Below are 23,756 nucleotides of genomic sequence, written 5' to 3' on the forward strand. Positions count from 1 at the left end.
CACGCGTGCAGCGGCCTCACAGTGCCGCTCCGTCGTAGGACATGACGGCCAATGTGGCCAGATCCACCTGCGGTACGCAGCGCACGTTCACCGCCACCATCGGCGTGCCGGTGCGCGGATCCACCGCTTCACTGTACGGCGCGACGCCACACTCGCGGCAGTGGTGGTGATCGATATGCGCCTTGTTGAAATGATAGGTGGCCACGTCCGCCGGATCGGTGGTCAGCTGGAACGCCTCGCGCGGGGCGAACCACAGCAGGCTGCCGCGGCGGCGGCACATCGAGCAGTTGCAGTCGATGACATCGCTGATTGGCGCCTCGGCCTGTACGGTGAATGCGATCCTGCCGCAATGGCAGCTTCCCTGGTATTCCATGTCCTGCGCTCCGCTGGAGAGTCCCTGTCTGCGCCCATGGTAATCCTATGGCACGGGGACAAAGCAGCCCCGGGGCCCTATGCTCGGGGTTTGACCCTGTACAGGAACGCCGATGCGCCCGCATCTCCTTGCCCTCGCCCTGGTCGCCGCCCTGGCCGGTTGCCAGCCGGCCGACGCCCCGACCAACGGTTCCACCCCGGCCGCCAGCCAGCAGGCCGGTGACGCGGCGGTCGATGCCGCCTTCGCCGACCTGTCCAAGCGCGCCCTGGACACCTGGATGCAGCTTTCGCCGGTCAGCGCCACCCAGATCGGTGACCACCGCTACGACAGCGAGCTGGACGACCTGAGCGCCGCCGGCCAGCAGAAGACCGTGGCCGCCTACAAGGCATTGCTGGGCGAGCTGGACAAGATCGAGGTGGCCAAGCTGGGCCGCGAGAACCAGGTGGACGCAGCGATCCTGCGCAACCAGCTGCAGTCGGAAATCTGGAATGCCGAAGTGCTGCAGTCCGGCAAGTGGGACCCGCAGTTGTACAACGGCATCGCCGGCAGCGCGATTTACGGCCTGATGGCGCGCGAGTTCGCGCCGCTGCCGGAGCGCCTGAAGTCGGCCACCGCGCGTATGGAAAAGCTGCCGGCGATCTTCGCCCAGGCACGCGAGAACCTGGATCCGGCCCGCGTGCCGAAGATCCACGCCGAGACGGTGGCCAAGCAGAACAAGGGCATCCTCAGCATCGTCGATACCTTCATCACCCCGCACATCGGTGAACTGCCGCAGGCCGACCAGCAGCGCCTGCAGGCCGCCATCGATGGCCTGAAGAAGGCGGTGGACGAGCAGCAGACCTGGCTGGACAAGACCCTGGTGCCGAATGCCAAGGGCGACTTCCGCATCGGTGCGGAAAAGTACGATCAGAAGCTGAAGTTCGCGCTGAGCTCCTCGCTGTCGCGCCAGGAGATCGGTGAGCGTGCACGCGCCGAACTCAAGCGCGTGCGCGAAGACATGTACGGCATCGCGCAGACCGTGCTGAAGGACAAGCCCGGTGCGCCGGAAATGCCGGCCCAGCCGACCGACGAGCAGCAGCAGAAGGCGATCGAGGCGGCACTGGAACTGGCCTACGCCGACAAGCCGGCGCGCGACAAGGTGGTCGACGACGCCAAGGCCGCGCTGGAGCAGTCCACCGCGTTCGTGCGCGAGCACGACCTGGTGACCCTGCCCGATGCGCCGGTGGACATCATCCTGATGCCGGAATTCCAGCGTGGCGTGGCCGTGGCCTACTGCGATTCGCCGGGCCCGCTGGACAAGAACCTGAAGACCTTCTACGCCGTGTCGCCGATTCCGGACGACTGGAACGAGAAGCAGGTCGACTCGTTCCTGCGTGAATACAACTCGCGCATGATCCACCTGCTGAGCATCCACGAAGGCACCCCGGGCCACTACCTGGAAGGCTGGCACTCGGCCAAGTTCCCCTCGACCCTGCGTGCGGTGCTGCGTTCGGGCCTGTTCGCCGAAGGCTGGGCGGTCTACACCGAGCGCATGATGCAGGAGCAGGGTTACCTCAACAACGACCCGCTGTTCCACCTGGTGCAGCTGAAGTTCTACCTGCGCACGATCTCCAACGCGATCCTCGACCAGGGCGTGCACGTGGACAACTGGGATCGCGAGAAGGCGATGCACCTGATGACCCACGACGCGTTCCAGCAGGAAAGCGAAGCCGCCGGCAAGTGGGTGCGCGCGCAGCTGACGTCGGCGCAGCTGCCGACCTACTTCGTCGGTGCGCAGGAACACTTCGACACCCGCAAGGCGGTGCAGGAGAAGCTGGGCGACAAGTTCAACCTGAAGGCCTACCACGACCAGGTACTGTCCTACGGCGCCCCTCCGGTGCGTTTCGCACGCCAGCTGATGCTGGACCAGCCGATCGAGTGATCGCGCAGGTGTGAGATGAAGCGGAGCGGCCCGGGGAAACCCGGGCCGCTTTATTTATTCGCCCCTGCTTGGGCTACTGCCGGGTCAGAGCAGATGGATGTACATTTTCTTTGAGCCCAGCCGCAGATCCACGAAGTACTCGGCACCACAGCCACGACAGGCTGCAGGGCAATCCTCATCGCTGCCCCGCTCGTTTTCCAATGAGCCAGCCACTACCGGGTATCCGCACTCGAAACAGTTGAAAGCCACATGATTGCCATGCGGATCAGCAGGGATCTCGTCACCCTCACCGTCCATCACGAGAAAATCCGTGATTCTCATCGCCACTCCCTCCGGCTGAATTGATGACGACAGACTAGCCGACTCTTGAGCTTCAGGCGCCACTCCGGTCCTGAACACCTGCAAACCGGGCCTGTGCGGCCTCACAACTGGCAAACGACTCCGGGCGCATCGTTCGCATCGCCTCCCCGTCCCTGCAGGTTCCCATGCCCTCCCTGGTGCTACGCCTTGGCCTCCTCTCCGCTGCCTTGGCGGCCGCCCCTGCCTACGCCGCCTGCCCCTCGCCACCGGCGGGACAGCCCGACATCCGCGCCCTGGGCTACTACACCGACAAGGCCGGTTCGGTGATCGACCCGGTACTGCAACAGCAGAACAAGGACGCCACTGCGCCGCTGGACCGCTATGCCGCCGACGTGGCGCGCATGAGCGACGACTACCTGCGCACCGGTGACCCGGCAGCGGCACAGTGCACGCTGAGCTGGCTGGGTGCGTGGGCCGACGATGGCGCCATGCTCGGGCAGATGATCCGGGTCAACAACGATCAGTCGTTCTACATGCGGCAGTGGATGCTTGATGCGGTAGCCATGGCCTACCTGAAGGTGCATGACCAGGCCAACCTGCAGCAGCGCGCGCGTATCGATCCGTGGCTGCAGAAGCTGGCACGGGCCAACCTGGCGTACTGGGACAACCCGAAACGGCGCCGCAACAACCACTACTACTGGGGCGGTCTGGGCGTACTGGCCACCGGCCTGGCCACCGACGACGAGGCCTTGTGGCAGGCCGGCCACGCCGCCTTCCAGAAGGGCATCGATGACATCCAGGACGATGGCAGCCTGCCGCTGGAGATGACCCGTGGACAGCGTGCCCTGCACTACCACGACTACGCATTGGCGCCGCTGGTGATGATGGCTGAGCTGGCACGGCTGCACGGCCAGGACGGGTACGCCAGCGGGGATCACGCCATCGACCGCCTTGCCCGCCGCGTCATCGAAGGCAGCAAGGACCCTGCATGGTTCAACGAACACACCGGCGTTGCACAGCTGCCCCTGCAGGCCAGCGGCTGGGTCGAGTTCTACCGGTTGCGATCACCGGATGGCGGCCTGTTTGATGCCGCGCATGCACGCGGCCCGTTCCACTCGCCACGGCTGGGCGGCGACCTTACGCTGATGGCCACGCATGGCATCGTGCGCGCGCCGCTGCGTTAGCGGCGTGCCTCAGCGGGCTGCCGGATGCAGCAGACGTTGGAACTCGGCGACGGTGCAGCCCTGTGCCGCGCACCCCGGCACACGAAGCGCGACGCGGCCCGGCGGCTGCGCGTTGGCCAGCGGCAGCGCATCGCGCAGCTGCGCGGTGGTCGGGTAGACGTAGGCCAGGCGGATCCGTTCCACCCCACTGTGGCGATCACGCCAGCGCTCGAACTGCAGCAGGCCGCCGATCGGCGTCTTCTCGTACTGGCCCGGCAACGTGTAGTCCGTGATTCCCAACGCCGCCAGCACCGAACCGATATTGGAATCGTGACCGACCAGCAGGCTCACCTTCGGCGATGCGGGATCTTCCAACAACGCATCCACGCGTGCCAGCAGCGGTCCGGCCACATCCCGCGCCACCTCGGGCGTTCCGAACAGGATGTCCTGGTAGCGGTTGCGGATCTGCGCCAGCGCCTGCCATTGCGCCTCGGTGGTCAACCGGCCCCAGCCTTCGCGGGGGATGCCACTGCCCTGGTAGTGCTCCATCAACAAGGCATCGACCAGCCCGCTGGCCAGGGCCAGTGATCCGGAGACGCGTGGCTCTTTGCCCGCGGCTGCACTGAAGCTGGTGTCGGACAGCGCCAGATGGCAGTCGCTGTGCCCCTTGCATGCCGCCGACTGCGGATAGCGGGTGATCTCCTCCACCACGGACAGTGCCGGTGCCAGATCGGATGCGGACAGCGCCTGCTGCATCGCCGATGCCGCACGTGCGCGGAACGCCGCGTCATCGCGGTGGATCACCGGATTGAACAGCGGGTCCATCGCGCCCAGCGGCATGCGTTGCTCGACCGCAACATGGCAGCCCGGGAAGGCACCGGCAACGAAGAACTGCGCGGTGGCCTGGGTGCGCTGCAGGCTGTTGGCATGGGCATGGAAGTCAGCCGGCCGGGGGCAACCCGAGGCCGGCAACAGCTGCGCCTGGCGCAGCCACTGGCCCATGTAACGGCCCATGTAGGCCTCCAGCACGCCGCCCTTGGTGGTCAGCTCGCCTGCGCCTACGTCCCAGCCTGGCCAGCGCTCCGGAGTGGCATTGGCCAGCGCGCCCGACGCCACCACCGGCGCGCGCAGGTTATGACGGCTGAGCAGGACGACCTGCTCGAGCTGGTCGCCGGTATCCCCGGCGGCGGGACACACCGTGCAGGGAGACAGCAGGGCCAGCAACAGGGCGCAACGCGCGGACAGGAACATGGAAGCACCTTGTGGGGTGGACAGGGCGCAGGCAGCATAAGCTCTGGCCCTTGCTGCAAGCGAGCCGCAGGCTGCCGCGCTACAGTGCCGATATCGGCCACTGGCCAACACAAGGATCCGGATCATGCCCAGGGAAAGGCACAGTACCCTCTTCGCCATCGCAACAGTACTTGCCGCCACTCTGGTGTCAGCCACGGCCTTTGCCGCCGATGACTATGACTTCCAGCAATGGGCGGCACCGGGCAGCTGCCCAATGCCACATTCGGCATTGTCGCAACCGAACACGCTGTTCGACGTACGCGACCCGCAGGATGTCTCCGACAGGGTGGTGAACCTGCTGTTGTCTTTGCAAGGCAAGCCAACCGATCTGCACGCGCTGCGATTGCCGGCGCTCTGCGACGGCCTGCGACTGCACCTGAACCAGTCGCCGATGCCACAGCCGCGCGCCGAGCCCTGGAACCCCGACCCGGCGCCGGAACGTGCATTGCAGGTCTCCGCAATGAACCTTCCCAAAGGAAACCAGTTCAGCCAGCACCTCGACGTCACCTACTACCCCGCAGCGGTCTACCTGAGCTATACGGTGATGAAGATCAGACCACTGGGCGAGGAGCGGCCCCGTGACAACCCACTCGTGTACGAGGATGTTGGCGCGCATTGCCCCCTGCGTGCCGGTGCACTGCAACAACGCCTGCTTCAGGCCGGCTACGCACAGGAGATTATTGGGGAAGAGCCGCCGCCAGCGCAGTACGCGTTCATTGAGGACGGGCTCTCCTACGTGTTCACCCGGGACGACCGCAGCATTCGCGTCCAGTTGCAGGGGGACGTTGTCGAACAACGGCGCGAGCCAGCGTCGAAGTGCGTGGCTCTGATCAAGGTCAGCATCGAACCCGAGCAGGAAGGTCGATAACGCCGCAGCGGAGCGGATCCTCTCCTGCGGAAAGGATCCGCCCGCAAACCCTCATTGATCGGCAGCCACGAAGCCACCGGTCTGCCGCGCCCACAACCGTGCGTACAGGCCACCGGCCGCAATCAATTCGGCGTGGCTGCCGGTCTCGACGATGCGCCCCTGGTCCATCACCACCAACCGGTCCATGCGCGCGATGGTCGACAACCGGTGTGCGATCGCGATCACCGTCTTGCCGCCCATCAGCTGGTCGAGGCTGTCCTGGATCGCCGCTTCCACTTCCGAGTCCAGTGCCGAGGTCGCTTCGTCCAGCACCAGGATCGGTGCGTCCTTCAGCAGCACGCGGGCAATGGCGATGCGCTGGCGCTGGCCACCGGACAGCTTCACGCCACGCTCGCCGACATGTGCGTCGTAGCCACGACGCCCCTGCCCGTCCACCAGCGTATCGATGAAGGCTTCGGCACGCGCCTTGGCCACGGCAGCGCGCAACTGCGCATCGGTCGCGTCGGGGCGACCGTACAGCAGGTTGTCGCGGATCGAGCGATGCAGCAGCGAGGTGTCCTGGGTGACCACGCCGATCTGCTGGCGCAGGCTTTCCTGGGTGACGTAGGCAATGTCCTGGCCGTCGATCAGGATGCGGCCGCTTTCCAGGTCGTACAGGCGCAGCAGCACGTTGACCAGGGTCGACTTGCCGGCACCCGAGGGACCGACCAGGCCGATCTTCTCGCCCGGCTTCACCACCAGGTCCAGGCCTGCGATCACGCCGCCCTTCTTGCCGTAGTGGAAGTGGATGTCCTGGAAATGCACGCCACCACGGGTCACCTGCAACGGGACCGCATCCTCGCGATCCTGCACCGTCAGCGGCTGCGCGATGGTGGTGATGCCGTCCTGCACCGTGCCGATGTCCTCGAAGATGCCGTTGATGGTCCACATGATCCATCCGGACATGTTGTGGATGCGGATCACCAGGCCGGTGGCCAGGGTGATCGCACCGACGGTGATGTGGCCGCCATTCCACAGCCACAGCGCCAGCCCACAGGTACCGGCAATCAGGAAACCGTTGACGATGGCGATGGTCAGGTCCATGCCGGTGGTCACCCGGGTCTGCGCGCGGTGCTTGACCGCCAGTTCCTGGATCGACTCGGCCACGTAGGCCTGCTCGCGCCCGCCATGGGCGAACAGCTTCAACGTGGGAATGTTGGTGTAGCCATCGACGATGCGGCCCATCGCCTTGGAACGCGCTTCGGACGCAATCCAGGCCCGTTCCTTCGCGCGCGGCACGAAGTAGACCAGGATCACCGCGTAGGCCAGCAGCCACAGGATCAGCGGCACCATCAGCCGCCAGTCGGCCTGCGCGAACAGGTACAGCGCCGTGCCGGTGTAGACCACGATGTACCAGAGCGAATCGACCATCTGCACCGCCGATTCGCGCAGCGAGGTACCGGTCTGCATCACCCGGTTGGCGACGCTGCCGGCAAAGTCGTTCTGAAAGAAGCTCAGGCTCTGCCTCACAACATAGTTGTGCATCAGCCAGCGCGAGCGGTTGCTCAGGCCGGGCACGATGGCCTGGTTGACCAGCAGGTTGTGCAGGCCGACCAGGATCGGCCGCGCGATGACCGTGATGAACAGCATCCAGCCCAGTTCATTGGCATGGCGCTTGAAGAAATCGGCCCCCGGCTGCTCGGCGACCATGTCGACGATGCGGCCCAGGTAGTCGAACATCGCCACTTCCACCAGCGCCAGCAGCAGGCCGGCGATCAGGGTCGCCAGCAGCACCGGCCACACCGGGCGCAGGTAGTGCAGGTAGAACGGCAGCACCTTGCGCGGCGGCATGCGCCCATCCACGGGCGGGAACACCGGAATCAGGGATTCAAACCAACGGAACATCGCATTCCCTCGCCTCTTGCAAGCGGCGGAGTATCCCACGCCGGATGTGTACGCCAGCCGATGATCGCCGCGGTTCCGGTAGTGCCGGCCGCTGGCCGGCCCCCTCGCGACGCTTCCGGGGATCATCAGGTTGCCGGCCAGCGGCCGGCACTACCGATGGGATTCGTCAAACGGCAGCGCCGGGCCACGCCCGGCGGCGTCATTTCACGGGGGTGAACAGCAGGTCCTGGAAATCAAAGCTGAAATCGGTCAGGTCGGAGATCGACTGCATGCGCACCTCACGCACCTTGCCGTCCGGATCCAGGCTGAAGTTCACGAACGCGTCGGCGTTGAGCGAACGGTCGTCCCAGCGCACGATGAAGGTGTCGTGCTGCCAGTGCTCCAGCCGACCGCTCAGCTGTGCGGTCTTCATGAAGCGCAGGCGCAGGCCCTTGCCCTGGGCGCTGATCTGCATGTCGCCATACCAGCGGTCGCGGAACGTGCCGGTGTAGCCGGCCAGTGCCAGCGATGGCTTGCTGCCCTTGTCGCGCGCGTTCTGGTGCTTGGCCCAGGCCTCGTCGGCCTTGTCCTGGCCCTTGGCCACGGCCTTGGCATAGGCGTCCACCCAGTCGTGCTTCTCGCCGCCCAGATAGGCATCAAGCACGCTCAGGGTGATCGCGTTGAACGCCGCGCCCACTTCCTGGTTGGTCAGCACCACCACGCCCAGCTTCTCGCCCGGCATCAGGGTCAGCCGCGAAACCATGCCAGGCCAGCCACCGGTGTGCCAGACCAGTTTCTGCCCGCGGTAATCGCTCAGGCTCCAGCCTTCGCCGTAACCGGCAAAGTTGGCCCGCGCCGGTGCCAGCTCCGGCACGCTCGGCGCCGGGATCGACTGCGGGGTGATCATCCGCCACATCTGCTGCTGGCTCTTTTCGCTGAACAGCGCAGTGCCGCCGGCCAGCTTTCCTTCGGCCAGCTGCACCTGCATCCAGCGTGCCATGTCGTGCGCACTTGAATAGATGCCACCAGCGCCGGCATTGTTCGACCAGGTCAGCGGCGCGACAGTGCGCAGGTCCTTGAAATCGTACTTGGCGTGGCCGACCGCCGCCTTGTCGCCCGGCTTCAGGTGGTCGGCGTTGTAGCGCGTGCCAACCATGCCCACCTTGTCAAAGATGCGGGTCTGCAGGAACTGCTGGTAGCTCATGCCGGAAACGTGCTCGATCACCTGCTGGGCGACCGCGTACAGGATGTTGTCGTAGGCATAGCTCTCGCGGAAACCACCCTTCAGCGGCACCTGGCCCAGCCGCTCCACCACTTCGGCATTGCTGTACGAGGTGGTCGGCCAGAACAGCAGGTCACCGGCACCCAGGCTCAGCCCGCTGCGATGCGACAGCAGGTCGCGGATCGTCATCTGCCCGGTCACGAACGGATCGGACATGCGGAACGACGGCAGGTGGTCGATCACCTTGTCGTCCATCTTCAGCTTGCCGTCTTCGGCCAGCAGGTTCAGCGAAGTGGCGGTGAATGCCTTGGTATTGGAGGCGATCGCGAACAGCGTATCGGCCTGCACCGGCTCCGGCTTGCCCTGCTCGCGCACGCCCCAGCCGCGTTCCAGCACCACCTGGCCGTCCTTGACCACGGCCACGGCGACGCCGGGCACGTCGAACTGCGCGCGCACGCGCTCGACGGTCGCATCCAGGTCCTGCAGCTGCGCCGGGGTCGCCGCGCTTGCCATGGTCGTGCATGCCAGCAGCACGGCTCCTCCAATCCAGGTTTTCATCCAGCACCATCTCCGAACAGGGGTAGCGGCCATGTGCAGGCCGTCACCAGGGTTTCGCAGGATGGTAACGGTCTGCGGCGCAGCCTGCCCTGTGCCATAGGAGGGGTGCCATGGGCGGGAACGGCCAACCAGACAACGGATCCACCATCATTCCATGCCTGCGCTATCGCGACGCGCAGGCGGCCATCGACTGGCTGCAGCGCGCCTTCGGCTTCCATGCCCAGGCCGTCTACGCGGAGGGCGATACGGTGTTCCATGCGCAGCTCACCTTCGGCCACGGCATGATCATGCTCGGCTCGGCCGACAAGGAAAGCGAGTGGAACCAGCATGCGGCGATGCCTGACGAGGTCGGCGGACGCCAGACCCAGAGCGCCTGCGTGATCGTCACCGATGCCGATGCGCACTACGCCCGGGCCAAGGCCGCCGGGGCACGCATCGTCATCGACATTGCTGACCAGGACTACGGCGGACGCGGCTACGCCTGCGCCGACCCGGAAGGCTACCTGTGGTGGTTCGGCAGCTACGACCCGTGGCGCGCGGACCACGGCCAGTGACCGCGACCGCCCGTCCGGCGGAGATCCGCTGCGGCATCGGTGGCTGGGTGTTTCCCGAATGGCGTGGCGGCATGTTCTATCCTGCCGGCCTGCCGCAGCGTGAAGAACTGGCCTACGCTAGCCGCGCCCTGCGCTGCATCGAAATCAACGGCACGTTCTACCGCACGCCCACCGCGACGCAGTGTGCGCAGTGGGCCGCACAGACACCCGACGGTTTCCGGTTTTCGATGAAGGCGCCACGCTACCTGGTACAGCGCCGTGACCTGTCCAGCACCGTGGAGGCGGCCGCACCGTTCCTTGAGGCGGCGTTGGCGCTCGGTGACCGGCTTGGCCCGTTGCTGTGGCAGTTCGATCCGCGTCATCCGGCCGATGCAGATGCATTGGGCGCGCTGATGGCGCAGTTGCCGCAGCAGCTGCAGGGCGTACCGCTGCAGCATGCGCTGGAGGTCCGCAACGCCGAGGCACATGGCCCGGCACTGGTCGCCGCCGCCCGTCGACACGGTGTGGCGCTGGTGATCGAGGACAGCGACGAGGCCCCCCTGCACGGTGACGTCAGTGCCGGTTTCGTCTACGCACGGATCAAGCGCAGCCAGGTCCGCTTGAACGAGGGCCTGCCGGCGCCGGTGCAGCAGCGCTGGGCCGAACGCGCACGCCGCTGGTCCCGCGGCGACCCGGTGAATGACCTGCCCTGCCTGGCCGCGCCGGCTCCGGAAACCCCGCGCGAGGTCTACCTGCTGTGCATTGGTGCTGGCAAGGCACGCAACCCTGTAGCGGCGATGGCCCTGCAGCAACGGGTAGACGGGGCCAGCAATTCCTCACGCGGATAGCGCTGCGGTCATCGCCTTGCCTCACAATAGGCGGATGAGCACACCCGACACCCGCAAAGCGCTGTGGCAGATCCACTTCTGTGTCCTGCTGTGGGGCGTCACCGCCATCCTCGGCAAGTTGATCACCCTGCCGGCGCTGCCGCTGGTGTGGTGGCGCATGCTGCTGGTGACGGCGATGCTGGCGCTGCTGCCGCGGGTCTGGCGCGGACTGCGCACCCTGCCCTTGCGGCTGGTGGCCGGTTACGCCGGCATCGGTGCGCTGGTCGCCCTGCACTGGCTGACCTTCTACGGCGCGGTGAAACTGGCCAATGCCTCGGTGGCCGCCACCTGCATTGCACTGGCCCCGGTGTTCACCTCGATCATCGAACCCTGGGTGGCCAAGCGACCGTTCCAGCTGCGTGAACTGGCGTTCGGTCTGGCGGTGCTGCCGGGCGTGGCACTGGTGGTCGGTGGCGTGCCCGATGGCATGCGCCTAGGCGTGTTGATCGGCGCGATATCGGCGCTGCTGGTGGCGGTGTTCGGCTCGCTCAACAAGCGCATGGTCAGCCACGCCGACCCGCTCACGGTCACCGCGCTGGAGCTGGGTGCGGGCACCCTGACCCTGACCCTGCTGGCACCGCTGATGCCCTACCTGTTGCCGGCGCTGGCCAGCCCACTGTGGGTGGTCCCGGACCTGCACGACGGCATCCTGCTGCTGGTGCTGGCCGGGTTCTGCACGCTGCTGCCGTTCGCCCTGGCCCTGGTCGCACTGCGCCACCTGAGCGCCTATACGGTGCAGCTGGTGACCAACCTGGAGCCGGTCTATGCGGTGGTGCTGGCGGTGGTGCTGCTGCGCGAGCAGCACGAAGTCACCCCGTGGTTCTACCTGGGCGTGGCGATCATCGTCGGCGCGGTATTCCTGCATCCGTTGTTGAACCGTCGCAAGCCTGTGCAGCATCCGGAAATTCTTGGTACGGCCGAGGCACGCAACATCGCCGATTGAGTGCCTCCGCGCCGGGCGTGGATGGCCGTATCAACGCTGCGGCCAGTGCCATGCAGGGGCATCCAGCAGGCCCTGCCCGCTCAACAGCGTGCGCCCCTGTTCCTTGTGCAGATGCAGCGAATGACAGCCGGGCGCCTGCTCCAGTGCTGCGATCAGGCGGCTGGCGTGTGAGACCACCCACACCTGGCTGCGTGCACTTGCGGCGATGATCAGTCGCGCCAGCGCTGGCAGCAGGTCCGGATGCAGGCTGGTCTCCGGCTCGTTGAGCACCAGCAGCGGTGGCGGGCGTGGCGTGTGCAGTGCCGCGGCCAGCAGCAGGAAGCGCAGCGTGCCGTCGGACAGTTCGGCCATCGACAGCGGCCGCAGCAGCCCCGGCTGGTGGAAGCGCAGGGCCAATCGACCGTCCAGTTCCCCGAAGCCGACCGTGGCGCCGGGGAAGGCATCATCGACGCTGCGTGCCAACGCGACCGGATCTCCGATCTCGAGAATGGTCACCCAGGCCGCCGCCAGATCCCGCCCGTCGTGGTGCAGTACCGGCGTGCGCGTAGCCATCGCCGGCTGCCGCGCCGGAGCATCGGCATCACTGCGGAAATGGTCGTAGAAGCGCCAGCCGCGGATGTACTCACGCAAGGCGATGGTTTCCGGCATGCGCTGCGGATCGCCGACCTGGGTGAACAGGCTGTCGAACAGAGACAACCGGTCATCCACGAGATCCCAGCCGCGCGCATGGCGTTGCCGTACCATCGCCCCGCGACGATCGACCAGCAGATTGGCGCTGCGCAGGAACGGCCCGGCCCAGATCGCCTCGGCCTTGATCTGCGGATCCAGCGCAAACGCCGAACGGCTGGGTGGCGGGTAGCCCAGGTCGATGGCATAGCCGAACTCGTCGGTGGTGAAGCCCAGCTTCAGCCCCACCGATGACTGCCGGGGCCCTCCCTGCAGCGGGATCTCGCCGGCCGCGACCCGACGATCGATGGATTCGGGACCGGCCCACAGCGCAGAGCCGAGTCCCCCTTCACGGGCCAGCACCGCCGCGACGCCGCCCTGCGCGGTCTCCGCCAGCAGGCGCAGCGCGCGGTACAGGCTGGACTTGCCACTACCGTTGTCACCGGTCACCACGTTCAACTGCTGCAACGGCAGTACCAGCCCGTGCAGCGAGCGATAGTGGGCGATGGCCAGGGTCTGCAGCATGGCTGGTGTCCGTGGAAACAGGGACGTCATGCTGGCCGGTTCTGATCGCAGGAGCTGCGACGCGACGTGAATCGGGAAGAGCATCCACGCATGGCGTGGATCTACTGGAACGGCATCGAATCATCCACACGTCGCACGCGTTCAGCGCGCGAGTCGCCGGTGTTTCAGCCCGCCAGCTCCACCCGGTTGCGGCCATTGCCCTTGGCGCGGTACAGCGCCTTGTCGGCACGGGCCAGCATCGCGTCCACGCTTTCACCGGCGTGATGCTGGGCAACGCCGATGCTGATCGTGACCGGGAAACCCAGCGGAAGATCCGCCACGGCCAGGCGCAGGAATTCGCATTGCAGTTCGGCCGTGCGCAGATCGGTCCCCGGCATCACCGCCACGAACTCTTCGCCGCCATAGCGCGCCGCCATGCCACGGCCAGCGAAATGCGAGCGCAGCAGCACGCCCAGCTCGGCCAGCACCCGGTCGCCGGTGGCATGCCCCTGGAAATCGTTGATGTGCTTGAAATGGTCGATGTCGAGCAGCGCCACGCAGGCCACGCCCGGTTGCCCATCGATCTCCACCACCGCCTCTTCCAGTGCCGCCGCCATCGCGCGGCGGTTGGGCAGGCCGGTCAACGCATCGGTGCGGCTCTGCTCGGCCAGGTCGGCATTCTGCGCCAGCAGCACGTCCTGGTACTCCGACAGCAGGCGCTCGTAGTCATCGCGTTCCAGCATGTGCTTCTGGATGTCGAGCGCGAAACGGCGCAGCTCCATCACCAGCATCACCTGCCGTGACAGTGCGGCCAGTGCCTCGGCCTTGTCGCTGGGCAGGTGCTGCGGATGTGCATCGAACACGCACAGCGTGCCCAGAGGCAGTCCATCGGAACTGATCAATGGCGCACCGGCGTAGAAGCGGATGTGCGGGTCGCCGGTCACTACCGGGTTGTCGTGGAAGCGGATGTCCTGCAACGCGTCCTCGACCACCATGATTTCCTGCGGCTGCAGGATGGCGTGGCCACACATCGATTCGCTGCGCAGGTTCTCCGCCGCGTCGATGCCCTGGATCGACTTGAACCACTGCCGTTCGACGTCGATGAGGGTCACCGCCGCCATCGAGGTACCGCAGACCGCCTTGGCGATCGCCACCAGGTCGTCGAATGACTTCTCGCGCTGCGAATCAAGGATCCGGTAGCGGTACAGCGCCTCGAGCCGAAGGGCTTCGTTGGCAGGCTTGTCGGGCTTGATCATGCAGCGTCACATTCCGGCAGGTCACTGCTGAGTCTAGCCGATGTAGAGCCGAGCCCATGCTCGGCTGCACCCGGACAGAAGAGCAGCCGAGCATGGGCTCGGCTCTACAGAAGCCGTTTACCAGTCCAGCTGCTTGGGCAGCAGTCCCTGCAGCTCCTGTTCAGTCAGGTTGCGCCACTGGCCCGGCTTCAGCGCACCGATCTTGATGTTGTCGATGCGCACGCGGCGCAGCTGGGTCACCCGATAGCCGAACTCGGCCGCCATCAGGCGGATCTGCCGGTTCAGGCCCTGCTGCAGGGTGATGCGGAAACCGAACTTGGCGATGCGCGAGGTCTTGCACGGCAGCGTCATCTGGTCGTGGATGCGCACGCCGCGCGCCATGCCACGCAGGAACTCGTCGGTAACCGGCTTGTTCACCGCCACCAGGTACTCCTTCTGGTGGCCGTTCTCGGCACGCAGGATCTGGTTGACGATGTCGCCGTTGCTGGTCATCAGGATCAGGCCTTCGGACTCCTTGTCCAGGCGGCCGACCGGGAAGATGCGCTGTTCATGGCCGACGAAGTCGACGATGTTGCCCTTGACCGAGGTTTCGGTCGTGCAGGTGACGCCCACCGGCTTGTTCAGCGCGATGTAGACGTGGCGGCGGGCGCCGGGCTTGCGTGCGACGCGCGCGCGCAGCGGCTGGCCGTCGACCAGCACCTGGTCTTCCTCGCCCACCACCGCACCGGTGCCGGCCGCGTGGCCGTTGACGGTGACGCGGCGGGCGGCGATCAGGCGATCGGCCTCGCGGCGGGAGCAGAAGCCGGTGTCGGCGATATGTTTGTTGAGTCGGGTGGTCATCGCCCTATTATCCGGCATCGCCGCCCGCTGCGCTTCATGCCGGGGCCGGCGGATCGAGCTCTTCGCCGTCGAACACCCGGTTGCGACCGGCGCGCTTGGCCACGTACATGGCATGGTCGGCCCGCCGCAGCAGCCCGGCCAGGTCGTCCTCGCCGGGCCGCCACTGCGCCAGTCCGATGCTGGCGGTCACCTCCAGCCCCGGCACCTGCAGCGCCCGCCCGGCCTCGGTGATGCGCTGGCGCAGGCGGTCCAGCCGCGCCGACGCCGCCTCGCGCGGCATGCCGGGCATCAGCAGCAGGAACTCCTCGCCGCCCATCCGCACCACTTCGTCCTGGCTGCGCACCGCAGCGCGCAGCGCGCGTGCCACCGCCACCAGTACCTGATCACCCACGGCATGGCCGTGACGGTCGTTGATGTCCTTGAACAGATCGATATCGAGGAAGCCGATCACCAGCGGGCCGCGCTCACGGTCAACCTGTGCCAGGTGACGGGCCAGCTGCTGCAGGCCGGCGCGGCGATTCGGCAGTCCGGTCAGGCCGTCGGTTTCGGCCAGCTGGCGCAGTTCATCGCGCTGCTGGCGCAGCCGGCCCAGCCGCTGGTTCATGGCATAGGCGGCCATCATCAGCAGCCAGGTCACCGACAGCTGCAATGCTTCGACCCGGTACTCCAGCAGCCATTCCGCACGGCAGGCATCGGCGATGATCAGGACCAGCATGGGTGCCAATGCGGCCAGTCCAGCCTGCGCCCAGCGGTCGCCGCGCCAACGGGCCCATACGCCCATCAGCAGTGCCAGGCCACACCCCAGCAGATAGGACACCTGCAGGCCCTGCGCGACCCAGGCCAGCTGTTCCCAGCGCAGCCACGGCACCAGTACGGCCAGCGCCAGCAGGCCCCACAGCACGGTCGCCTGCAATGGCCGCGATCGTGGCCATACGCGGTCACCGCCGTTCAGCCGCCACAGTGCCGGCAGTACCAGCGCCTGGGTGGCAGCGGTCAGCGAGAGCAGCCACCAGGCCCCGCGCTCCCCCACCGGCAGCCACGGCTCCGGGTAGCCACTGAGGCCGCCGAGGATGGCCTGCCACAGCACCAGCACCGTGGTGCCGGCAACGTAGACCAGGAAACTGCGATCGCGCGTGGTCAGGAAGGCCATCAATGCCGACAGCGCCAATGCGATCGCCACAGCGATGCAGGCAGCACGCATCAGCAGGCGGGCGGTGTCGTTCTGCTGTACCGGGCTGGGCGCGCCCAGCCGCAGGGTCGGTACCCAGCGCGCCTTCAGCGGCGTCTGCCAGGAGACCAGGAACGGCGCGTGGCTGCCCGCCGGCGGCACCGCAACCAGGCCGATGCCTGCGCGGAAGCGCGAGTCGCGGGTGCGGGCGTCGTGCATGTTGCCGCAGATTTCGCGGTCGCCGTGCTGGACCCGCACTTCGCCGGCAAAGACATTGAATACATCCAGCGCCTGTGGCTGGCCCGACCAGCCTTCCTGCGGAGCCGGTACCAGCACCTGCTGGCGGGAACCGGACAGCATCTGCGGCGTGCATGCTCGATGTGGGGTCGGTTCGTCGGTGGCGCCCCCCACCAGCAGATAATCGCGGCCCGACACGGCCACGGCGGCCTGAAGCGGCCACGGCATCGCCAACCACACCAGCAGTACGACCAGCACCGCTCCTGTTCCGTACTGCCACTGCCTGACGCCCACGCCACATCCTGTTCCTGCTTACGTCCGCGCCCACTGCGCGTCGCCCCTGGCGCGCATTATCGCAGCCGGACGTGCGTCGCACGTGTAGACCAAAGTCGCCGCCAAGCCATTCAGCCAGCCCCCTGCGGCCCTTTCACCGCGACCAGCCGCACCGGGCGCAGATCGGCCAGGGTCATCCGTTCCAGCGGCTGCGGCCGCTCGATCGCGTAGCCCTGCAGGCCCTGCACACCGAGCCGGGTCAGCGCACCCGCCACTTCGGCGGTCTCCACCCATTCGGCCACCACCTCCATCTGCAGCTCACGTCCCAGCTCGCTGATCGCGCGCACGGTGGCGTGGCTGACCGGATCGGTATCCATGTCGCGCACGAACGCACCATCGATCTTCAGGATGTCGGCCGGCAGCTGGCGCAGGTAGCCGAACGAGGACAGGCCGGAGCCGAAGTCATCCAGCGCCATCCGGCAGCCGCGCGCCTTCACGGCGTCGATGAACGCCCGGGCCTGACTGAGATTGCTGATCGCTGCGGTCTCGGTGATCTCGAAGCACAGCTTGGAGGCCAATGCGCGGTTGCGCTCGAGCAGGTCGCAGACGAAGGCAAGGAACCCCGGCTCGGCGATCGACTGCGCGGACACATTGACGTTGCACAGGCCCAGCTGGCGCACGTGCGCCGGGCATACCTGCAGGTGGCGGAACAACAGCCCGAGCACGTGCCGGTCCAGCGCCACCGCCATGCCGTATCGCTCCACCGCCGGCATGAACTGGCCGGGCAGATGCAGGCTGCCATCGGTACCACGCATGCGCACCAGCACCTCGTAGTGCAGGTAGGACGGATCGCCCACGCGGGCGATGCGCTGTGCATACAGCAGCATGCGGTTTTCGGCCATCGCCAGGCTGACGCCCTGCAGGCGCTCGGCCTCCTGCCGCCGTTCCTCCAGCGCCATGCGGTTCTCATTGAAGCAGTGCACGCGGTTGCGCCCGGCCTGCTTGGCCGCATAGCAGGCGCTGTCGGCGGCACTCATCAACCAGTTCACGTCCGGCGCATCGGCACTGACCTCGACCACGCCGATGCTGCAGCTCAGCTGCGGACTGCCCTCGCTGATCGGGAAGGTCGCCTGCCCCAGGTTGCGGATCACCCGTTGCAGCACGCGCTTGGCTTCGTCCTGGCCGGCATGGGCGAGAAACACCGCGAACTCGTCGGCACCCAGCCGGCCGACCCAGTCGCCATCACGCACCGCCGCCACCAGGTAATCGGCGAAACTGCGCAGCATCTGGTCACCCGCAGCATGGCCGAAGCTGTCGTTGACCAGCTTGAAGTGATCCAGGTTGATGTAGCACAGCGAATGCGTGCCGCCCTCGCTGCGCACCTGCAGCAGCGAACGTTCCAGCAGCCGCTCGATCTCGCGGCGGTTGATCAGGCCGGTCAGCGGATCGTGGCTGGCGTGATGCTCGATCTCACGTGCCAATGCGTGGTTCTGGCTGACATCCTCGATGATCGCAAACACCGACAGGCCACCACTGCTGTGCACGCCGGTACCACTCCAACGCCCCCAGACCAGGCTGCCGTCGCGGCGCCGGAAGCGCAGTTCGCTTGGCCGCAGCTGCCGGTCCCAGTCGATGCGGCCCACCCCATCGATGACCAGCTCGCCTTCCATCAGCAGGTCGTGCAGTGACATCTGCAGCAGCATGTCACGTCGATAATCGAGGATATCGGCCATCGCCTGGTTGGCTTCGATCACCTTGCCATCGGTGTCGAGCTTGAGCATGCCCACGTTGGCCTGGTAGAACGCCGCACGAAAGCGGCTTTCGTGCTCGGTCAGATCCTTGCCGACACGACGCGCCAGCGCCACCGCCATCAGGCTGATCGCCAGCACCGACAGGCCACCGACCACCAGCGTCGCGATCCGTACCATCGTGGCCATCCGCAGCAGCGCCTGCGAGAACGCCTGCGCCAGTACCTGCAGCCGACGATCGAGATCACGCAGCTGCTGCAGGTAACGGTCACGGACAGGCACAGGCAAGCCGCTTTCGTCATGCCGCAGCTGCAGCTCGTCGACCAGGCGCTGCACCGCCATCAGGTCACCATCGGTCTGCCGCCACAACGCGGTCGCCTCGCGGAATGCGCCGATGTCACGTGCATGGCGGAAGGAGAACACCAGCCGCGGAATGTCGGCACGCGCGTTGCCGCCCTGCAGGAAACCCTGCCGGGCTTTGGCTTCATCCGGCTCGGCCTGTTCCAGCGCAAGCCGCGCCTGCAGATCACCCAATGGCACCTGCAGGGCCTGGCGTGCATCGTCCAGGTCCTGGGCATTCCCCCGCGCCAGATAACGGCTGAGCGCGGCGGTGGCTTCCTGCTGACCACGCGACCAGTAGCCCTGGCCGGCGATCCAGGCGGTGGAGGCCGCCTGCAGTTCCTGGATCAAGGCGGACAACGCGACCAATCCGATCGCCATGCCCGTCAGCAACGCAAATCGCAGTCCCAGGCCGCGGGTCATCGGTACCCGCCGACGCTGTTGGTCCGTGCCACTCCTACCCATCCCGGATCCCCCCGAATGTGCTGCGGTGACAACCTCCCTTGGAACCGGATCAGCCTAGGACCGGCAATGTGTTGGCCATGCGAAAAAAGGGACGGAGGGGATTAAGTCGTTTTCGGCATAAGCGCGTGGCCTGCCATATACGACTTAATCCCCTCCGTCCCCTTTCCCAGCCCCGGAACGGACAACGCCAGCCCGAAGGCTGGCGTTGTCATCGCTACGTTGCCGCTCAGTAGCTGCGCGGGCCGCGCGGCTTGAAGCCGTCACGACGCGGCGGGCGGCTGTCGCGGTCACCGCCGCGGTCGCCACCGTGGCCACCCGGACCGCCCGGGCCACCACGACGCGGGCCACCCGGGCCGCCCGGACCACGCTTGTCAAAGCGCGGCTTGAACGGACGCGGGGCCGGGTTGGTGTCTTCACCCGGGGCCAGCGCACGCATCTGCAGCTGCTGGCCGGACACCCAGACCTTCTGCAGGTGCGACAGCACGTCCGGCGGCATCTGTGCCGGAAGGTCCAGCAGCGAGAAGTCATCGTGGATGTCGATGCGGCCGATGAAACGGCTTTCCAGGCCAGCTTCGTTGGCGATGGCGCCGACGATGTTGGCCGGCTTCACGCCGTGCTGGTGGCCGACCGAAATGCGGTAGGTCTCCATGCCCTGCTCCGGCGCACCACGCGGCGGAACCTCGCGGCGCGGGCGCTGCTCGAAACCACCTTCGGCGTCGTCACGGCGCGGGCCACGCTCGAAGCGCGGACCACGCTCGTTGCGGTCGAAGCGATCACCGCGTTCCGGGCGGTCACCACGGTCGAAGCGTTCGCGCGGTGCGCGCTCTTCACGCGGGGCACGCACCGGCGGCTGCAGCAGGAACGGGGTGTCACCCTGCAGCATCTTGGCCAGCGCGGCAGCCACTTCAATGGCCGGCACGTTCTGCTCGTTCTCGAAACGCTCCAGCAGCTGGCGGTAGAAGTCCAGGCCACCGGCGCCGAGGGTTTCGCTGATGCGCGAGGTGAACTTGTTGATGCGGGTGTCGTTGACCGCTTCCACGCTCGGCAGCTGCATCTCTTCGATCGGCTGGCGGGTGGCGCGCTCGATCTGGCGCAGCATGCCCTTCTCGCGCGGGGTGGCGAACAGGATCGCCTCGCCGCTGCGGCCGGCACGACCGGTACGGCCGATGCGGTGCACGTAGCTTTCGGTGTCGTACGGGATGTCGTAGTTCAGCACGTGGCTGATGCGCTCCACGTCCAGACCGCGGGCAGCCACGTCGGTGGCGACCAGGATGTCCAGCTTGCCTTCCTTCAGCATGGCGATGGTGCGCTCACGCTGGGCCTGCTGCATGTCACCGTTGATCGCGGCAGCGGCCAGGCCACGGGCCTGCAGCTTGCTGGCCAGTTCTTCGGTGCCGGCCTTGGTACGCGCGAAGATGATCATCGCGTCGAACGGCTCGACTTCCAGGATGCGGGTCAGCGCGTCCAGCTTGTGCATGCCGCTCACCCACCAGTAACGCTGGCGGATGTTGGCCGAGGTGGTGGTCTTGGCCGCGATGGTCACTTCCACCGGGTCCTGCAGGTAGGTCTGCGCGATGCGGCGGATCTGCGGCGGCATGGTGGCCGAGAACAGGGCCACCTGGCGCTGCTCCGGCAGCTTCTTCAGCACGGCTTCGACGTCGTCGATGAAGCCCATGCGCAGCATTTCATCGGCTTCGTCCAGCACCAGCGTCTTCAGCTCGGACAGGTCCAGGGTGCTGCGGTCCAGGTGGTCGATCACGCGGCCGGGGGTACCGACCACGATGTGCACACCGCGACGCAGCGCCGACAGCTGCTGGCCGTACGGCTGGCCGCCGTACACCGGCAGCACGCGGAAGCCCGGGATCTTCGACGAATAGGACTGGAACGCCTCGGCAACCTGGATGGCCAGTTCGCGGGTCGGTGCCAGGATCAGGGCCTGCGGCTTGATCTGCTGCAGGTCGATGTTGGACAGTACCGGCAGCGCGAAGGCAGCGGTCTTGCCGGTGCCAGTCTGGGCCTGGCCCAGCACGTCGCGGCCTTCCAGCATCGCCGGGATGGTGGCGGCCTGGATCGGCGACGGGGTTTCGTAGCCGATGGCAGTGACTGCCTGCATCACGGGCTCGGACAGGCCGAGCTGCGCAAACTGCAGCGGCGCTTGGGAATCTTGGGACATGGGGAACTCCGAAGGCACTGCCGTCTTCCTGGCAGTGCGATAAAAAAGGGATGGTCCGCGCTTTGGGCGCCCTTCTTATCGCGTGCCCTGGCGCTGCTCGGTCGGAGGAGATTTCACTCGCTCAGAGCGGAATGATACCGCATTGATCCTGAACAACGCGTACAGCTTTCCGTGCGCGTGCCGTCATGCCCCGCGCTGGCGCACAATACGCGCCCTCTTCCCCGGTCCGGCCACTGGCCTGCGCCCTCTTCCCAGGAACCCCGCTCCATGCAGATTCTCGAATTCGACCTCGACGGTGACTACGTCGAACTCAAGCAGCTGCTCAAGCTGGCCGACCTGGTCACCAGCGGCGGCGAGGCCAAGATGGTCATCGGCGATGGCCAGGTGCGGGTCGATGGCGAAGTCGAACTGCGCAAGGCCTGCAAGATCCGCGCAGGCCAGGTGGTCGAATTCGCCGACAGCCAGATCCGGGTGCTGGCCGCCGGATGATCTGAACGGGCTGATCTGAACCGGTTCAGGCCACGCGCTGGGTCAGGTGTGAGGCGATCAGCTGCCTGAACGGTGCCACGCCTTGTGCCAGACGCAGGCCCGCCGCGCGCAGCAGCCGCGCCGGGCGACGATCGTCGGTATACAGGCTGGCGATTGCATTGGTGGCCTCGTACAGCGGCCGCGACGCCAGCCGGTGACCACGCTGGTAGCTGGCCAGCATGCCGACGGCGGCAATGTCGGCACCACGTCGCTGCTGCGCGACGATGCCCTGTGCGAGCCGCTGTGCGCTGGCCAGTCCCAGGTTGAAGCCATGCGCGGTGACCGGGTGCATGCCGACGGCGGCATCGCCGATCAGCGCCGAACGCTCGCCGACGAAACGGTGCGCGTACACCCCCACCAGCGGATACGCCTGCGGCGTGGCCACCGGCTGCATCCGGCCCAGGCGGTGCTCAAAGCAACCGCTGATGGCCTCACCGAAGGCCACCTCATCCATCGCCAGCAGCTCCTCGATCTGCCGCGGCGGCAGCGTGATCACCGCCGATGCCTGGCCCTCGTTGAGTGGCAGCAGCGCCATGGTGCGGCCGTAGCCGAACCACTCCCACGCGGTGTGGTGATGGTCGCGCTCGACCTGCATGCGGCACACCAGCATCGACTTGCCGAAGTCGCGCATCTGCGCACCGATGCCGAGCATGCGGCGGGTGGCGGAGAAGCGGCTGTCAGCGGCGACCAGCAGGCGCGCGTGCAGTTGGCTGCCGTCATCGAGTGTGACCACGTGGCCCTGCGCATCGGCCTGCACGCCCAGCACCTTGCGCCCGTCGAACAGTTCCAGGCCGTCCTGCCCCTGCACGGCATCCCACGCAGCGCGGCGGATCAGATGGTTGGGCACCAGCCAGCCCAGCGGCTGGCCGTCGACCTGGCTGCTGGCGAAGGTCAGCGCGAACGGCGAGCCGCCGTTCATCACCTTGGCATCGCGCAGTTCAGCGACTTCGGCCTGCGGCAGGCGCTGCCACAGCCCCAGCTGCTCCATGCTCTGCCGCGAGGCATGGGTCAGCGCGATCTCACGGCCATCGAAGGCGGCTTCGGCCAGGGCCTGGCGCGGTTGAACTTCGACCAGCCCGACCTGCAGGCCACTGCCGGCCAGCGCGCGTGCGAAGCACAGACCCGCCGGTCCAGCGCCGACCACCACCACGTCCATCCTGCGCATGCGCGCCTCCTGCCGTTGATTCAGTCCGGGCCAGCATAGCGCCGCGCACCTGACCGGCCTTGATCTGGATCAGGCCGGGATCACAACAACGCGAACACCAGCGCCAGGATCGACAGCAGCGACACCGCCCAGACCAGGCTGCGCACGTAGGGCACACCCGCGGCATACAGCGGCAGGTAGATCACGCGCGCCCAGAAGTAGGCCTGCGCGGCCAGTGCCGTGGTGTCGTTGCCGCGCCCGGCCACCACCACCGCAATCGCGGCGGCAGCGAAGAACGGGAAGGTTTCCAGGAAGTTGGCCTGCGCACGCTGCAGGCGACCGGCCAGCGCGCTGACCGGCTTTGCATCGCCATCGCGTGCCGAGGCATTCCACTTCATCCCGCGCTCGCGGGTGACTACGGTGGAGGTGGCGAAGATGTAGACAAAGCCCAGCAGCACCGACCAGGCCAGCATCGTCAGTTCAGTTGCCATCGA

General features: G+C 66.9%; 20 protein-coding genes. 7 read left to right on the forward strand and 13 right to left on the reverse strand.

Annotated features, from left to right (window positions below; genetic code table 11):
* Positions 1-16: 16 nt before the first annotated feature.
* Complete coding sequence (locus tag VPH47_RS14510; RefSeq protein ID WP_110711692.1) at positions 17-373, reverse strand: GFA family protein; 357 nt, start codon at positions 371-373, stop codon at positions 17-19.
* 112 nt (positions 374-485) lie between these two features.
* Between VPH47_RS14510 and VPH47_RS14515 the strand changes: the two genes are divergently transcribed.
* Positions 486-2,294, forward strand: coding sequence for a DUF885 domain-containing protein (locus VPH47_RS14515; protein ID WP_014036483.1), 1,809 nt, complete (start codon positions 486-488; stop codon positions 2,292-2,294).
* 84 nt (positions 2,295-2,378) lie between these two features.
* On the opposite strand, the gene VPH47_RS14520 is transcribed toward VPH47_RS14515, so the two are convergent.
* A complete protein-coding gene (locus VPH47_RS14520; RefSeq protein WP_049399572.1) occupies positions 2,379-2,615 on the reverse strand; it encodes a hypothetical protein in 237 nt (78 codons plus the stop codon).
* Positions 2,616-2,779: 164 nt separating this feature from the next.
* On the opposite strand from VPH47_RS14520, the gene VPH47_RS14525 reads away from it, so the two are divergent.
* Positions 2,780-3,778 carry a polysaccharide lyase gene (locus VPH47_RS14525; protein ID WP_368851100.1) on the forward strand — a complete coding sequence of 333 codons (999 nt, stop codon included), beginning with the start codon at positions 2,780-2,782 and terminating at the stop codon, positions 3,776-3,778.
* A 9-nt stretch (positions 3,779-3,787) separates the two neighbouring features.
* Here VPH47_RS14525 and agp read toward each other — a convergent pair whose 3' ends face one another.
* Positions 3,788-5,008, reverse strand: coding sequence for a bifunctional glucose-1-phosphatase/inositol phosphatase (agp, locus tag VPH47_RS14530; protein ID WP_368851101.1), 1,221 nt, complete (start codon positions 5,006-5,008; stop codon positions 3,788-3,790).
* A gap of 124 nt (positions 5,009-5,132) precedes the next feature.
* Between agp and VPH47_RS14535 the strand changes: the two genes are divergently transcribed.
* On the forward strand, positions 5,133-5,915 hold the full coding sequence (locus VPH47_RS14535; RefSeq protein WP_368851102.1) for a hypothetical protein: 783 nt from the start codon (positions 5,133-5,135) through the stop codon (positions 5,913-5,915).
* Between the two features lie 51 nt (positions 5,916-5,966).
* On the opposite strand, the gene smrA is transcribed toward VPH47_RS14535, so the two are convergent.
* Positions 5,967-7,799 carry a multidrug efflux ABC transporter SmrA gene (gene smrA / locus VPH47_RS14540; protein ID WP_197610370.1) on the reverse strand — a complete coding sequence of 611 codons (1,833 nt, stop codon included), beginning with the start codon at positions 7,797-7,799 and terminating at the stop codon, positions 5,967-5,969.
* Positions 7,800-7,998: 199 nt separating this feature from the next.
* A complete protein-coding gene (locus tag VPH47_RS14545) occupies positions 7,999-9,558 on the reverse strand; it encodes a serine hydrolase (protein ID WP_368851103.1) in 1,560 nt (519 codons plus the stop codon).
* Between the two features lie 110 nt (positions 9,559-9,668).
* Here VPH47_RS14545 and VPH47_RS14550 point away from each other — a divergent pair, with 110 nt between their 5' ends.
* Genes VPH47_RS14550 through VPH47_RS14560 form a run of 3 tightly spaced genes read left to right on the forward strand, consistent with a single transcriptional unit; the run spans position 9,669 to position 11,921 of the window.
* On the forward strand, positions 9,669-10,112 hold the full coding sequence (locus VPH47_RS14550) for a VOC family protein (protein WP_180854207.1): 444 nt from the start codon (positions 9,669-9,671) through the stop codon (positions 10,110-10,112).
* Positions 10,109-10,939: a DUF72 domain-containing protein gene (locus tag VPH47_RS14555; RefSeq protein ID WP_368851104.1), complete on the forward strand. Its 831-nt coding sequence runs from the start codon at positions 10,109-10,111 to the stop codon at positions 10,937-10,939. The genes VPH47_RS14550 and VPH47_RS14555 overlap by 4 nt, the downstream gene beginning before the upstream one ends.
* A 34-nt stretch (positions 10,940-10,973) precedes the next feature.
* Complete coding sequence (locus VPH47_RS14560) at positions 10,974-11,921, forward strand: DMT family transporter (protein WP_032128349.1); 948 nt, start codon at positions 10,974-10,976, stop codon at positions 11,919-11,921.
* A gap of 30 nt (positions 11,922-11,951) precedes the next feature.
* Here VPH47_RS14560 and VPH47_RS14565 read toward each other — a convergent pair whose 3' ends face one another.
* From VPH47_RS14565 to VPH47_RS14590, 6 genes are all read right to left on the reverse strand, one after another.
* On the reverse strand, positions 11,952-13,112 hold the full coding sequence (locus VPH47_RS14565; RefSeq protein ID WP_368851105.1) for an AAA family ATPase: 1,161 nt from the start codon (positions 13,110-13,112) through the stop codon (positions 11,952-11,954).
* A 164-nt stretch (positions 13,113-13,276) separates the two neighbouring features.
* The gene (locus tag VPH47_RS14570) at positions 13,277-14,347 is read right to left on the reverse strand and encodes a sensor domain-containing diguanylate cyclase (protein ID WP_110711684.1); all 1,071 of its coding nucleotides are present in this window, start codon (positions 14,345-14,347) and stop codon (positions 13,277-13,279) included.
* 117 nt (positions 14,348-14,464) lie between these two features.
* Positions 14,465-15,187, reverse strand: coding sequence for a pseudouridine synthase (locus VPH47_RS14575; protein WP_032128352.1), 723 nt, complete (start codon positions 15,185-15,187; stop codon positions 14,465-14,467).
* 34 nt (positions 15,188-15,221) lie between these two features.
* Positions 15,222-16,886 (reverse strand): diguanylate cyclase, encoded by a 1,665-nt coding sequence (locus VPH47_RS14580; protein WP_324187372.1) that lies wholly within the window; start codon positions 16,884-16,886, stop codon positions 15,222-15,224.
* Positions 16,887-16,996: 110 nt separating this feature from the next.
* Positions 16,997-19,417 (reverse strand): putative bifunctional diguanylate cyclase/phosphodiesterase, encoded by a 2,421-nt coding sequence (locus tag VPH47_RS14585; RefSeq protein ID WP_368851106.1) that lies wholly within the window; start codon positions 19,415-19,417, stop codon positions 16,997-16,999.
* Between the two features lie 226 nt (positions 19,418-19,643).
* Positions 19,644-21,590 (reverse strand): DEAD/DEAH box helicase, encoded by a 1,947-nt coding sequence (locus VPH47_RS14590; protein WP_075674956.1) that lies wholly within the window; start codon positions 21,588-21,590, stop codon positions 19,644-19,646.
* A gap of 267 nt (positions 21,591-21,857) precedes the next feature.
* Between VPH47_RS14590 and VPH47_RS14595 the strand changes: the two genes are divergently transcribed.
* Positions 21,858-22,079 (forward strand): RNA-binding S4 domain-containing protein, encoded by a 222-nt coding sequence (locus tag VPH47_RS14595; RefSeq protein ID WP_010486399.1) that lies wholly within the window; start codon positions 21,858-21,860, stop codon positions 22,077-22,079.
* 25 nt (positions 22,080-22,104) lie between these two features.
* Here VPH47_RS14595 and ubiM read toward each other — a convergent pair whose 3' ends face one another.
* Together ubiM and VPH47_RS14605 are read right to left on the reverse strand one after the other, a co-directional pair.
* Positions 22,105-23,283: a 5-demethoxyubiquinol-8 5-hydroxylase UbiM gene (ubiM, locus tag VPH47_RS14600; RefSeq protein ID WP_180860181.1), complete on the reverse strand. Its 1,179-nt coding sequence runs from the start codon at positions 23,281-23,283 to the stop codon at positions 22,105-22,107.
* A gap of 80 nt (positions 23,284-23,363) precedes the next feature.
* Positions 23,364-23,753 carry an MAPEG family protein gene (locus tag VPH47_RS14605; RefSeq protein ID WP_110711680.1) on the reverse strand — a complete coding sequence of 130 codons (390 nt, stop codon included), beginning with the start codon at positions 23,751-23,753 and terminating at the stop codon, positions 23,364-23,366.
* Positions 23,754-23,756: the final 3 nt, after the last annotated feature.

Origin of the sequence: Stenotrophomonas sp. WED208, assembly GCF_040984485.1 — a bacterium.
Taxonomy (GTDB): Bacteria; Pseudomonadota; Gammaproteobacteria; order Xanthomonadales; family Xanthomonadaceae; genus Stenotrophomonas; species Stenotrophomonas riyadhensis.